The following is a 12,997-nucleotide window of genomic DNA, read 5'->3' as shown; positions in this document are numbered from 1 at the left end:
CTGACACTCCCGTTTTCTCTTTTCCAGAATGATACGTAAGTCTGGCAGAGAAGACGAATTAGTTCATCCAGCGATCTTTACGCTTACGGCTTGGGATCAGGTGCGGCAGAACCAGACCCAGCACCAGACCGACGCCCAGCACGCCGCCGCCATACATAAACCACTGCATGATGATGGTGCGCTGTTTGTCATCGAGCTGCAGGTTGGCGGCATTCACTTTCTTCTGCGCGACAATCAGCTCGTTTTTCAGCTTCTGGTTCTCTTCTTTCAGCCCGTTAATCACACCGTCGCTCTGCGCCACTTTCTGCTGCATTTCGGCGGTACGCTGGTTCCAGGTTCCGTCGATGTTGTTCAGCTTGTCGGTCAGGGTTTTCACCTGATTTTCCAGATCCGGCACGCGGGTGCGCAGGCTTGGCACGGTGCTCAGCTCTTTCAGCGGGATCCAGGACGTACGGCCAGAACTGTCGCGAACCTGACCGTAGTTAGTGTCCGCGTTGGTCTGTAACAGGGTGACTTCCTCGCCGGCATTGACCGTGCCCACGAGGCGATAATTATCTCCGGGGCCACTGCGTACCCAGGTGTTCAGTTCGTCAGAAACGTAACGCTTCTCTTCAGCGTGCACGGCTGTTGCGGCGCTAAAAGCGAGTAAAGTAAGTCCAATCAGGCGTAATTTAAGCATCATTAGTCGTTATTTTCATAAATAGTGGAACGATAGTAGTGGCAACAGTGTCTCTACGCAAAGCATTCGTCAGTAATCAGAATCATCTGTGTCACGACTCTGGACATTTACGCCCGACAAATTGCTCATTGCATGGCAATTTGGCACAAAATACTATGTACTGACAAACAAATGGCGAGGAAGTTCGCCCTCATTGACGCGTCTGTGACGCCCGCAAAAGTACAAGGCTATGGCTCAGGAAATCGAATTAAAATTTATCGTCGAAAAAGACAGCGTTGACGCACTCCGCCAGCATCTGCATACGCTTTCCGGCGAACACCATGCACCGGTACAACTGCTTAATATCTATTACGAAACGCCGGACAACTGGCTGCGCCGCCACGATATGGGGCTGCGCATCCGTGGCGCGAGCGGGCGCTACGAGATGACGATGAAAATTGCCGGCCGCGTGGTCGGCGGGTTACATCAGCGTCCGGAATACAATATCGACATCAGTCAGCCAGAACTTGAGCTCGAACGCTTCCCGACGGACGTCTGGCCGGAAGGCGAGCTGCCTGCCACGCTGGCAGAACAGGTGCAGCCGCTGTTCAGCACCGATTTCTGGCGCGAGAAATGGCTGGTGACGGAAGGTAAAAGCCGCATCGAAATCGCTCTCGATCTCGGTGAGGTGAAGGCGGGGGAGTTCCAGGAACCCATTTGTGAACTGGAGCTTGAACTGCTGGAAGGGGACGCGAATGACGTGCTGAAGCTGGCGCGCAGGCTGGTCAACCAGTCCGGATTGCGTCAGGGAAGCCTGAGTAAAGCCGCGCGGGGTTACCATCTGGCGGCCGGAAATGCGCCGCGCGTCCTGAAAGAGACGACCATTTTGCGCGTTGCGCCGAAAGCCAGCGTTGAGCAGGGGCTGGAAGCCGCGCTGGAGCTGGCGCTTTCGCAGTGGCAGTACCACGAAGAGCTGTGGGTGCGAAATGTGAAAAACGCCAAATCCCACGTGCTCGCGGCGATTGCCCTGGTGCGCCATACCCTAGCGCTGTTCGGCGGTATCGTTCCTCGCAAAGCGAGCGCTCACTTACGTGATCTGCTGACGCAAACCGAAACGCTGATGCTCTCGGACGTCTCGGCGCAAACGGCGATTTACAGCCCGCAAGCCGCTTCGGCAAAACTGGCGCTGACCGAGTTCCTGGTCACGCGAGGCTGGCGCGCCTTCCTGGATGCGAAAGCTGAGGCCAAAATCGCGGAAAACTTTAAGCGTTTCGCGGACATTCATCTTTCCCGCCATGCCGCTGAACTGAAGAGCACCTTTGCGTATCCGCTCGGCGATAAGTATGGCGATCAGCTTCCCCGTCTTTCGCGCAACATCGACAGCATGCTGCTCCTTTCCGGTGCCTACGACGGGCCACAGGCGCAGGCGTGGCTGGAAAACTGGCAGGGGCTGAAGCATGCCATCGAAACCCGTCAGCATATTGAAATTGAGCATTTCCGTAATGAGGCCATTTCGCAGGAGCCGTACTGGCTGCACAGCGGAAAACGTTAACTCTGGCAAGGAACCCCTAGAATGCCGCTTTCTTCACCGTTACAGCAGCAGTGGCAGACCGTTTGCGAACGTCTGCCTGAGTCATTACCGGCGTCATCGTTAAGCGAGCAGGCAAAAAGCGTGCTCGCCTTCAGTGATTTTGTGCAGGAAAGCATCGCCGTCTACCCGGACTGGCTGGCGGAGCTTGAGAACGCACCGCCGCAGGCGGACGAGTGGCGGTACTATGCCGGCTGGCTGCAGGCCGCGCTTGAAGACGTCGCGGATGAGGCGACGCTGATGCGCGTCCTGCGTCAGTTCCGCCGTCGTGTGATGGTGCGCATTGCCTGGGCGCAGGCGCTAGAGCTGGTGAGTGAAGAGAGTACGCTGCAGCAGTTAAGCGAGCTGGCGCAGACGTTGATTGTCGCCGCGCGCGACTGGCTCTACGCCGCCTGCTGTAAAGAGTGGGGCACGCCGTGCAGCGAGGAAGGGGTTCCTCAGCCGCTGTTGATTCTGGGGATGGGCAAGCTGGGCGGTTGCGAGCTGAACTTTTCCTCCGATATCGACCTGATTTTCGCCTGGCCTGAGAACGGCTCCACGCGCGGCGGCCGTCGCGAGCTGGACAACGCCCAGTTCTTTACCCGTCTCGGTCAGCGCCTGATTAAGGCGCTGGATCAGCCGACGCAGGATGGTTTTGTCTACCGCGTGGACATGCGCCTGCGTCCGTTCGGCGATAGCGGACCGCTGGTGTTGAGCTTTGCCGCGCTGGAGGACTACTACCAGGAGCAGGGGCGCGACTGGGAGCGTTATGCGATGGTCAAAGCGCGGATCATGGGCGACAGCGATGACGCCTACGCCAACGAGCTGCGTGCCATGCTGCGCCCGTTCGTGTTCCGTCGCTATATCGACTTCAGCGTCATCCAGTCCCTGCGCAATATGAAAGGGATGATTGCCCGTGAGGTTCGCCGTCGTGGGCTGAAGGACAACATCAAGCTTGGCGCGGGTGGTATTCGCGAAATCGAATTTATCGTCCAGGTCTTCCAGCTGATTCGCGGCGGGCGCGAGCCGTCGCTACAATCCCGCTCGCTGCTCCCGACGCTGAGCGCCATCGAGCAGCTTCACCTGCTGCCGGACGGCGACGCGCAAACCCTGCGCGAGGCCTATCTGTTCCTGCGTCGTCTGGAAAACCTGCTGCAAAGCATCAACGACGAACAGACCCAGACCCTGCCGGGGGATGACCTTAACCGGGCGCGTCTGGCCTGGGGCATGCGCGTGGATGACTGGTCAACGCTGACCGAACGGCTCGATGCCCACATGGCAGGCGTGCGCCGCATCTTTAACGAACTGATTGGTGATGATGAAAGTGAATCGCAGGACGATGCGCTTTCCGAGCACTGGCGCGAGCTGTGGCAGGACGCGCTCCAGGAAGATGACACCACGCCGGTGCTGACGCATTTAACCGACGACGCGCGCCATCGCGTGGTGGCACTGATTGCCGATTTCCGTCTTGAGCTGAACAAGCGCGCCATCGGCCCGCGCGGTCGACAGGTGCTGGATCACCTGATGCCGCACCTGCTGAGCGAGGTCTGCTCGCGGGCGGATGCGCCGGTGCCGCTGTCGCGCATGATGCCGCTGCTGAGCGGAATTATCACGCGCACCACGTACCTTGAGCTCCTGAGCGAGTTTCCGGGAGCACTCAAGCACCTGATTACGCTCTGCGCCGCCTCCCCGATGGTGGCCAACAAGCTGGCGCGCTATCCGCTGCTGCTGGATGAACTGCTCGACCCGAATACCCTGTATCAACCCACGGCGACGGATGCCTACCGGGACGAGCTGCGTCAGTATCTGCTGCGCGTGCCGGAAGAGGACGAAGAGCAGCAGCTGGAGGCGCTGCGCCAGTTTAAGCAGGCCCAGATGCTGCGCGTGGCGGCGGCGGACATCGCCGGAACGCTGCCGGTAATGAAAGTGAGCGATCACTTAACCTGGCTCGCGGAGGCGATCATCGACGCGGTCGTGCAGCAGGCGTGGGTGCAGATGGTGGCCCGCTACGGCCAGCCGAAGCACCTTGCTGACCGTGAGGGGCGAGGGTTTGCTGTGGTGGGTTACGGCAAGCTCGGCGGCTGGGAGCTGGGATACAGCTCCGATCTGGATTTAATCTTCCTGCACGACTGCCCGGTTGACGTGATGACCGACGGCGAGCGCGAGATTGACGGGCGTCAGTTCTACCTGCGCCTGGCCCAGCGCATTATGCACCTGTTCAGCACCCGTACCTCGTCGGGCATTTTGTATGAAGTCGATGCGCGCCTGCGTCCGTCCGGCGCGGCGGGCATGCTGGTCACCTCAACGGAATCCTTCGCCGATTACCAGAAGAATGAAGCCTGGACGTGGGAGCATCAGGCGCTGGTGCGCGCCCGCGTAGTGTATGGCGATCCGCAGCTCAAAACGCAGTTCGATGCCATTCGTAAGGACGTCATGACCACCCCGCGCGAGGGCAGTACGCTGCAGACCGAAGTGCGCGAGATGCGCGAGAAAATGCGCGCGCACCTGGGTAATAAACACCGCGATCGCTTTGACATCAAAGCCGACGAGGGCGGGATTACCGATATTGAGTTCATTACTCAGTATCTGGTGCTGCTCCACGCGCACGACAAGCCGAAGCTGACCCGCTGGTCCGATAACGTGCGCATTCTGGAACTGCTGGCGCAAAACGACATCATGGACGAGCAGGAGGCGCAGGCCTTAACCCGCGCCTACACGACGCTGCGCGACGAGCTTCACCACCTGGCGCTGCAGGAGCAGCCGGGCCACGTGGCGCTGGACTGTTTTGTCGCAGAACGCGCTCAGGTAACGGCCAGCTGGCAGAAGTGGCTGGTGGAACCGTGCGTAACAAATCAAGTGTGATATTATCGCGCGCAAATTGTGAATCTTTCTGGAGTCAGGAATGAAAGTAACACTGCCAGAGTTTGAACGTGCTGGAGTAATGGTTGTTGGGGATGTGATGCTGGATCGCTACTGGTATGGACCGACCAGCCGCATCTCTCCGGAAGCACCGGTACCGGTGGTTAAGGTAGACACCATTGAAGAGCGTCCAGGCGGCGCGGCAAACGTGGCGATGAACATAGCCTCTCTGGGCGCGCACTCGCGTCTGGTTGGCCTGACCGGTATCGACGATGCGGCGCGCGCGCTGAGCAAGTCGCTGGCGGACGTGAACGTGAAGTGCGACTTCGTTTCGGTTCCGACCCACCCAACCATCACCAAGCTGCGCGTGCTGTCACGCAACCAGCAGCTGATCCGCCTCGACTTTGAAGAAGGGTTCGAAGGCGTTGATCCCGAACCGCTGCACGAGCGCATTAACCAGGCGCTGGGCAATATCGGCGCGCTGGTGCTGTCCGACTACGCGAAAGGCGCGCTGGCCAGCGTGCAGACGATGATCCAGCTGGCGCGTAAGGCCAGCGTACCGGTGCTGATCGACCCGAAAGGCACCGACTTTGAGCGCTATCGCGGCGCAACCTTGCTGACGCCAAACCTCTCCGAGTTTGAAGCGGTGGCGGGCAAATGCAAAACCGAGGAAGAGCTGGTTGAGCGCGGCATGAAGATCATTGCTGACTTCGAGCTCTCTGCGCTGCTGGTGACCCGCTCCGAGCAGGGGATGACGCTGCTACAACCGGGCAAGGCGCCGCTGCATATGCCAACCCAGGCGCAGGAAGTGTACGACGTGACCGGTGCCGGTGATACGGTGATCGGCGTGCTGGCGGCGACGCTGGCCGCGGGTAACTCCCTGGAAGAGGCGTGCTACTTCGCTAACGCCGCGGCGGGTGTGGTCGTCGGTAAACTCGGTACCTCAACCGTGTCCCCAATCGAGCTGGAAAACGCGGTGCGCGGCCGTGCGGACACCGGTTTCGGTGTGATGACCGAAGACGAGCTTAAAGTGGCCGTCGCCGCCGCGCGCAAGCGCGGTGAGAAAGTGGTAATGACCAACGGTGTGTTCGACATTCTGCACGCGGGCCATGTCTCCTATCTGGCGAATGCGCGCAAGCTGGGCGATCGTCTGATTGTGGCAGTGAACAGCGATGCGTCGACCAAACGTCTGAAGGGGGAAACGCGTCCGGTGAACCCGCTGGAGCAGCGTATGATCGTGCTCGGCGCGCTGGAAGCCGTGGACTGGGTGGTGTCGTTTGAAGAAGACACGCCGCAGCGCCTGATTGCCGGTATTCTGCCGGACCTGCTGGTGAAAGGCGGGGATTACAAGCCGGAGCAAATCGCAGGCAGCGAAGAAGTCTGGGCCAACGGCGGCGAGGTGATGGTGCTCAACTTTGAGGACGGGTGTTCCACCACCAACATCATCAAGAAGATCCAAAAGGATAGTCAGTAAAAAAAACGGGCCAGTTGGCCCGTTTTTTATGTCGGGTGGCGGCTGCGCCTTACCCGACCTACGCGTTCATGTAGGCCCGGTAAGGCGTAGCCGCCACCGGGCACAACAGGCCGCACTTACTCCTGGTTATCCACCGGCGGAATGGCTGGCGCAGGCTTCACTTCTTCCGGCGCATTGCGGTTTTCCAGCTCGGTCAGACGCTGTTCCAGCAGTGCCAGCTTCTCGCGGGTGCGCAGCAGAACCTGGGTCTGCACGTCAAACTCTTCGCGGCTGACTAGATCAAGGCGAACCAACTGCGCCTGCAGCGTCTGGCGGATTTTCTTCTCAACGTCATCACCAAATTCACGAATGCCTTTCGGCATGGATTCATGAACCTGACGCGCAATTTGCTCAATTTTCTTCGGGTCAATCATTGTCGTTTCCCTTGATGGAAAGGTGTCAGTGTCCATTGTAGCGCGTCATCCCCGGGGTAAACAAAATTGTTTGATGCTTATGCATTGCCCAGGATAATCAATAGCGTTATAGTTATCTCGCTTATTCTCAGGGCGGGGCGAAATTCCCCACCGGCGGTAAATCAGCTTAACGCTGAAAGCCCGCGAGCGCTTTGGGTGAATTCTCAAAGGTCAGCAGATCCGGTGTAATTCCGGGGCCGACGGTTAGAGTCCGGATGGGAGAGAGTAACGATCCAGTCGGGCATGGGCCCGCTCACGTTATCTTTTTGCCGCTTATACGGCGCTCCTAAGACTGCCCTGATTCTGGTAACCATAATGTTAATGAGGTTTTTTTACCATGAATCAGACGCTACTTTCCTCTTTTGGCACTTCAACTCAACGTGTTGAACATGCACTGGATGCACTGCGCGAAGGCCGCGGTGTGATGGTGCTTGACGATGAAAACCGTGAAAACGAAGGCGACATGATTTTCGCCGCCGAAAACATGACCGTTGAACAGATGGCGCTGACCATCCGTCACGGCAGCGGCATCGTATGCCTGTGTATTACTGAAGATCGTCGTAAGCTGCTCGAGCTGCCGATGATGGTCGAAAACAACACCAGCGCCTTTGGTACCGGATTTACCGTGACCATTGAAGCGGCGCATGGCGTGACCACCGGTGTGTCTGCGGCTGACCGTCTGACCACCGTACGTGCCGCCATTGCTGATGATGCGAAGCCCTCCGATCTGCATCGTCCAGGCCACGTCTTCCCACTGCGCGCGCAGGCGGGCGGCGTCCTGACCCGCGGCGGCCACACCGAAGCGACCATCGATCTGGTGACGCTGGCGGGCTTCAAACCTGCGGGCGTGCTGTGTGAACTGACCAACGATGACGGCACCATGGCGCGCGCGCCGGAGTGCATCACCTTTGCGCGTCTGCACAACATGCCGGTGGTCACGATTGAAGATCTGGTCGAGTACCGCCAGGCGCACGAGCGCAAAGCCAGCTGAAACTGCTGATGTGAAAAAGCCGGGGAAACCCGGCTTTTTCACATTTAGTGGTAGTTAATTTTGAACAGCACCACGGTTTCAAACGGTCCGGACTGGATCGCCGTTCCCGGCACCGGCGTCAGCTCAGCGGTATAGGTCTGTTCGTACTGCAACGTACTGCCGGTAAAATCGGCATACTCTTCGTATCGGTTAAAGGTGTAGGGCTGCGTTCCGTTAAGGATGCGTAATTTCAGGCCGTTACCGATGAGCAGGGCGGTATCTTCTTCGCTCAGCGTCTCGTTCGTATAGAACGACGAATCCATTTTAAACCCATCGGAACACTCGGCGTCCTGTATCTTGGTCGTTCTGACCGAGAACGTGCGCGTTCGCTTTCCCTGATTCATTATGTCGCGAGCGCTGAACGTACCAAAATCAATCTCCTGATTTTCCGGATAGATGCTGAAGGTCGCCCCGCAGTCGAGTACGGTGATATTGTTCAGGCCATTAATATGATACTTCAGGTTTTTCGCGTCGGACATCTGGTTGACGCCGCCCTTGCCGTCGAACTGCACCACGATATAATCCCCGAGCGTGCTGACGTAGCCGTGCGGCGGCATGACCTTGATTCTGACGTACAGACGAAAGCGCACGATGAACGTGCGTGAGGTGTGAATGTCGTTCGCATTGCCGGAACAGATGCGGTTCTCCCAGCCCATTTGCTGGATTTGGGCGGGGGTATAGATAGTGATCTGTTTGTTATCAAGGCACTGGGAGGTATCAACCCCGTTGGGTTGCCCCGTCGCATCGTAGTCAATCCCTTCATAGGTTACGCCGAGCTCGTAGTAGGGATCGGACGCCGACGGGTAGGGGTTAACCCAGGCGTAGATGTCCTCTTTTTCAAAATTACTGGTGGTGTTGTGGTCGCAGGTCACAGGGACTTTGATATCGTCAGATTCCCATATCTTTTCCCCCACCTGCGCGTTGCTGGGAATGGCAAAAGGGGAGATCGTTTTTGTCTCCTCGACGGGCCCGCCGGAAACGCCGAGATAGCAGTCAAGCGCCAGCGCCTCTCTGACGGGCAGAAGGGCGAACAGCAGCAAAAACAGACAATTAACGAGCTTGCGCATTGTTTTGACCCTTCCGCTCGCTGAGCTGACATGGCGCCTTACCCGCACAGGTAACGTCCACTTTTTTCAGCGCGCCGTAATCATCAATGTAACCCACGCTGTAGTAGCTCCCGTGGTAGTCGCCGGTAGAGGTGGACGCTGTGGCAAACGGAGCAATCATCAGGCTGTCGAAGCCCGGCAGCTGGGTTTTCGCATTTTTACTCAGCCACGCGAGGGTGATGTAATAGGGCGTGGGGTTATGCACGCTGAGCCCCGTTGCGGTGGCGGTAATTTCCATGCGCATTTCGCTTTGATCACCCGGCTTTTTGGTGATGGCTTTTGGCCGCCAGAACAGCTTAATGCGGCTCTGCATGGCCACTTGCATAACGCTGCGCGCCTCGCTGGCGCCGCTTTTGGGCGGAACTTCGCGCAGGTTGAAGTAAAACAGCGACTCTCTGTCCTTCGGCAACTGCCCAGCCGCCGCCTGCTTCACAATCCTGACCTGCGATGACGCGCCCGCTTCAATACGCTGAATGGGCGGCAGCGCCATGAAGTGGCTGTCCTCTTTGCGCCCGTTTTCGTCTTCAATCCAGGAAAGCGCCAGGTAGGGTAAGGTTTTGCTCTGGTTATCGACTTTCAGGCTGCTTGCCTTGTCCACTTCGGGAAAAACGATCCGCGTGCGGTCCAGGTTAATGGCGGCATGCGCGTTCAGTGCGGTGCCGAGCAATATCAGGCTCAGGGCCTTGAGTGGGGTGAGTTTCATCATGGTTTCTTACTGGCAAGGCAGCATGAGCTGCATACTGTTTTCAAGGTGAGAAGGTAACGAGAAGCGACACTGTTGGTTGTCTCCCCACGTGACCAGGAACTGTTGCTCAGGCTGGACGGCGCCCAGCCAGACGCGGCCCTCCTCGGCGACCATGCCGACCTGCAGGCCGTTATCCTGCAGGCGGACCAGGGCGCCGAGCGGCGGTGTCCCGGAAGGCGTTCGCAAAATGCCGGCAATATCGTTACCGGCTCGGGTCGCGATTTGTCGATAGCCGATGGCGCCTTCTGTCCAGGTGGAAGTGACCACCCGCGTATCGACGTCAACGCCGTCAGGCAAATTGTTCATGTTGACCCGCACGCTGGCCGGGGTATAGCTGGAAAACGACGGCAGAACGCCAATACCCGACGCGTTGGTTTCGTCATGCGATACGTTCAGCGGGATATGGCCCACGCCGTCAGTGCTGACCATGACGCGTGGCTCATTGCCGTAGCTGCGACGGTGCAGGGCAAACCCTTTCGCCGTCCCGGTAAACGATCCGTTCCAGCTGGCGCTCATTGAGTTGTACTCATTCGCCTTATAGCTGCCCGAGACGTTGAGATCCCCCAGCGAAGAATAGTGCTGATAGTTTCCGCTGAACTGTGCGCCCGCATCGGCTTTTTCGCTCTCGGTGCCAGCAGAAACGCCCCAGGTATTGTTCCGGTCAGAGGTATCGTACCAGGAGACGCTCTGGCTCAGGCTGTCGCCGTTGCGCAGGTCGTAGTTCAGGCGATGGTCAGGATCGAGCGGCACGCTCAGCGAGAGATAAAACTGGTTATCGTCCTCTTCATCATCTTCGTAATGGGTTCTGCTCAGCGACAGGGTCAGGCCAAGGTTTTTCCAGCGGCCAACGTCGAAGTTATAGCCTGCGGTGACGCTGCCGGTCGTGGAAGGCGAGTCGTCCCACCAGGTTTGGCGCAGCATGCTCAGATAAAGGTTTAGCGAGAGGGCCGATATGTACTGACTGGCGGTGACACTGAGGGTCTGTTTTTCCGTCTGGCTGTCGCTGTTGTCGTCATCCAGATAGCGCGCATAGCTCAGGAACTGACGGTCCGAGTAGCGGTAGCTCGCCAGCGTAAGCTGGCTACCGGTGGTGTCGAACCGTTTACTGTAGTTAAAACGGTAGCTATAGCCCGTCTGCGGATCCTCGCCCGGCAGCTGGCTGGTGGCCCGGGTGATATCAAACGAGAGCGCGCCCAGATACGCCATGTTTTGTCCCAGCCCGGCGGCCAGGGCGCGGTAGTGGTCACCATCGGCCAGCGTTCCGCCATAGAGCGAAGTTTGCGACAGCATACCCCAGGAAAACTCGCCGCTCATGAAGGTGCTGTCCTCAACGTCATGCGATGCGTCCTTTCGCGGCTTGCCTGCCGCCAGCTTGTAGCGAACCTGGCCCTGACGCGTCAGGAAGGGAACGGATTCGGCGGAGACCTGGAACGTACTCACCCGGCCATCTTCTTCCGTCACCTTCACGTCGAGCGTGCCCTGCACCGACTGGTTGAGATCCTGAATGATGAACGGGCCCGGCGGGACTTTTGTTTGATAGATGACCCTGTCGGCGAGGCTTACGGTGACCGTCGCGTTGGTTTGGGCAATACCGGAGATTTGTGGCGCATAGCCGCGCAGTGACCACGGCAGCATGCGCTCATCGCTGATAAGCGACGCGCCGGTGTAGGTGAAGGCATCGAAAATCGACGACTGGAAATCCGTCTCGCCGAGCGTCAGCTTTGCGCCCATGGTGGGGAGGGGGCGGAACATATAAACGCGCGAGAAGCGCCCGTTATGCTCTGAACCGCCGTCCGCGTGCGTCTGGTTGTATTGATAATCGCTGCGCAGCCGCCAGGCGCCGACGTTCGCGCCCGCCGTGCCGTAAGTGTTGGCATTATCTGAACTGCTACCGCTGTTGGGCTGGTAGTGGCTGGCAAAAAGATTGTAGTCCAGCAGGACGCCCGCCACGCCGTTATCCCAGGTTGACGGGGGCATCCACTCGGCAGAACGGTACTGCAGCCACGCCTGGGGAATGGACACGTTTAGCGTCTGGCTTGCTTGTTCAAAGGTAAAATGAATGTCCGGCAGCGGGGCGAAGTCTATACAGCCCTCTTTTTCAGTGAGCGATTCCCGTATTTTATCCTGCAGGCCGAACGTGTCGGCCAGTTCGGCGGGAATACAGACCTGAACTGCATCATTCACTTTTTTCCACGTTAACTGCCAGCCGTTTGCTAAGGGGGTGTCATTAATTGAAACCGTAACAAAATAACGTCCGGGGACGACGGAGGCGCGATCTTTAAACTGTGTTAAATCGACGCTGTTGCGCTGATCTTTATCGATGGCATTAATATTAAATTCGGTACCAGAGGCGACTTTCGTCATTAACAGGGCGGTAATGATGATTATGCATGTTGATTTATGTTTCATCATCCTGTTGCTCAAGGTAAATATAAAATGCCGACTGGCATAACGAGCCAGTCGGTAGATAACGAGGTAAATTCGAATTATTTATACGCCAGCACATAGTTTGCGGTGGCTTCAACCTGACCCGGCGTTGCCGTTTTGCCGCTCAGCACTTCCATCTGCGCCTTAAAGTGCAGCGTCTGGGTGGCGGAGCCTGCCAGCAGGGTAACTTCACTGGCGCTACCCAGGGTAATGTTCGCTTCCGCATTATCCAGCAGACGGACGCCCACGTTCTGCGCACCGCTGGCATACGTGTTGGTCATCAGGCTGGTATCCGTTGTATCTGTGGCGGAGCTGGTGAACGTGACGTCAACCTTGGTGATTGGGGTATCGGTTTCATCGCCTGGATCGTCCAGCTGGCAGTTTTCCAGGTTGATATCTACCGCAACGGGAGACGATTTTTTATTGGCATTAATAACGGCAGTCGTAATTTCACCCAGATCGACTTCTTTATCAACGCTATCAGGAGCAATGCTGCACGGCGCATCAATCACCACCCCTTTGAATTTGATCTTGCCTGAGCCTTGTTCTGCAGCCAATGCCGATCCAGAAATAAGCGTGGCCATTGCCACGGCTAAAAGCGCTTTTTTTCCTGTAAACATGAAAATATCCTTTTTCAGTTGAATTCATATCCTGAATATTAATCAGAATATTGCCAGGA

General features: G+C 57.7%; 10 protein-coding genes and 1 riboswitch. Of the genes, 4 read left to right on the top strand and 6 right to left on the bottom strand.

Annotated features, from left to right (window positions below; translation table 11 throughout):
• Positions 1–58 precede the first annotated feature (58 nt).
• Positions 59–679, bottom strand: coding sequence for a TIGR04211 family SH3 domain-containing protein (locus BMW97_RS12055; RefSeq protein WP_025912514.1), 621 nt, complete (start codon positions 677–679; stop codon positions 59–61).
• A gap of 229 nt (positions 680–908) precedes the next feature.
• Between BMW97_RS12055 and BMW97_RS12045 the strand changes: the two genes are divergently transcribed.
• The 3 genes from BMW97_RS12045 to hldE are packed head-to-tail and all read left to right on the top strand — an operon-like array spanning position 909 to position 6,558.
• On the top strand, positions 909–2,210 hold the full coding sequence (locus tag BMW97_RS12045) for a CYTH domain-containing protein (protein ID WP_045909989.1): 1,302 nt from the start codon (positions 909–911) through the stop codon (positions 2,208–2,210).
• Between the two features lie 21 nt (positions 2,211–2,231).
• On the top strand, positions 2,232–5,087 hold the full coding sequence (gene glnE / locus BMW97_RS12040) for a bifunctional [glutamate--ammonia ligase]-adenylyl-L-tyrosine phosphorylase/[glutamate--ammonia-ligase] adenylyltransferase (protein ID WP_045909988.1): 2,856 nt from the start codon (positions 2,232–2,234) through the stop codon (positions 5,085–5,087).
• A gap of 40 nt (positions 5,088–5,127) precedes the next feature.
• The gene (gene hldE, locus BMW97_RS12035; RefSeq protein ID WP_003862540.1) at positions 5,128–6,558 is read left to right on the top strand and encodes a bifunctional D-glycero-beta-D-manno-heptose-7-phosphate kinase/D-glycero-beta-D-manno-heptose 1-phosphate adenylyltransferase HldE; all 1,431 of its coding nucleotides are present in this window, start codon (positions 5,128–5,130) and stop codon (positions 6,556–6,558) included.
• A 116-nt stretch (positions 6,559–6,674) separates the two neighbouring features.
• Here the strand turns inward: hldE and ubiK are convergent, their stop codons facing one another.
• Positions 6,675–6,971, bottom strand: coding sequence for a ubiquinone biosynthesis accessory factor UbiK (ubiK, locus tag BMW97_RS12030; RefSeq protein WP_008502963.1), 297 nt, complete (start codon positions 6,969–6,971; stop codon positions 6,675–6,677).
• A 119-nt stretch (positions 6,972–7,090) separates the two neighbouring features.
• A riboswitch (FMN riboswitch) is annotated at positions 7,091–7,241 on the top strand.
• 106 nt (positions 7,242–7,347) lie between these two features.
• Between ubiK and ribB the strand changes: the two genes are divergently transcribed.
• The gene (gene ribB / locus BMW97_RS12025; RefSeq protein ID WP_045909987.1) at positions 7,348–8,001 is read left to right on the top strand and encodes a 3,4-dihydroxy-2-butanone-4-phosphate synthase; all 654 of its coding nucleotides are present in this window, start codon (positions 7,348–7,350) and stop codon (positions 7,999–8,001) included.
• A 44-nt stretch (positions 8,002–8,045) separates the two neighbouring features.
• Here ribB and BMW97_RS12020 read toward each other — a convergent pair whose 3' ends face one another.
• The 4 genes from BMW97_RS12020 to BMW97_RS12005 all read right to left on the bottom strand — a co-directional run bounded on the left by BMW97_RS12020 (position 8,046) and on the right by BMW97_RS12005 (position 12,938).
• Positions 8,046–9,107, bottom strand: coding sequence for a type 1 fimbrial protein (locus tag BMW97_RS12020; protein WP_045909986.1), 1,062 nt, complete (start codon positions 9,105–9,107; stop codon positions 8,046–8,048).
• Positions 9,091–9,849 (bottom strand): fimbrial biogenesis chaperone, encoded by a 759-nt coding sequence (locus BMW97_RS12015; protein ID WP_045909985.1) that lies wholly within the window; start codon positions 9,847–9,849, stop codon positions 9,091–9,093. The genes BMW97_RS12020 and BMW97_RS12015 overlap by 17 nt, the downstream gene beginning before the upstream one ends.
• A 9-nt stretch (positions 9,850–9,858) precedes the next feature.
• On the bottom strand, positions 9,859–12,303 hold the full coding sequence (locus BMW97_RS12010) for a fimbria/pilus outer membrane usher protein (protein WP_090392875.1): 2,445 nt from the start codon (positions 12,301–12,303) through the stop codon (positions 9,859–9,861).
• Between the two features lie 74 nt (positions 12,304–12,377).
• Entirely contained in the window at positions 12,378–12,938 is a 561-nt protein-coding gene (locus BMW97_RS12005) for a fimbrial protein (RefSeq protein WP_045909983.1), read from the bottom strand.
• Positions 12,939–12,997 lie beyond the last annotated feature (59 nt).

This window comes from Enterobacter sp. NFIX58 (assembly GCF_900110475.1).
Taxonomy (GTDB): Bacteria; Pseudomonadota; Gammaproteobacteria; order Enterobacterales; family Enterobacteriaceae; genus Enterobacter; species Enterobacter quasiroggenkampii.
This window is presented reverse-complemented; position numbering and strand designations above follow the sequence as displayed.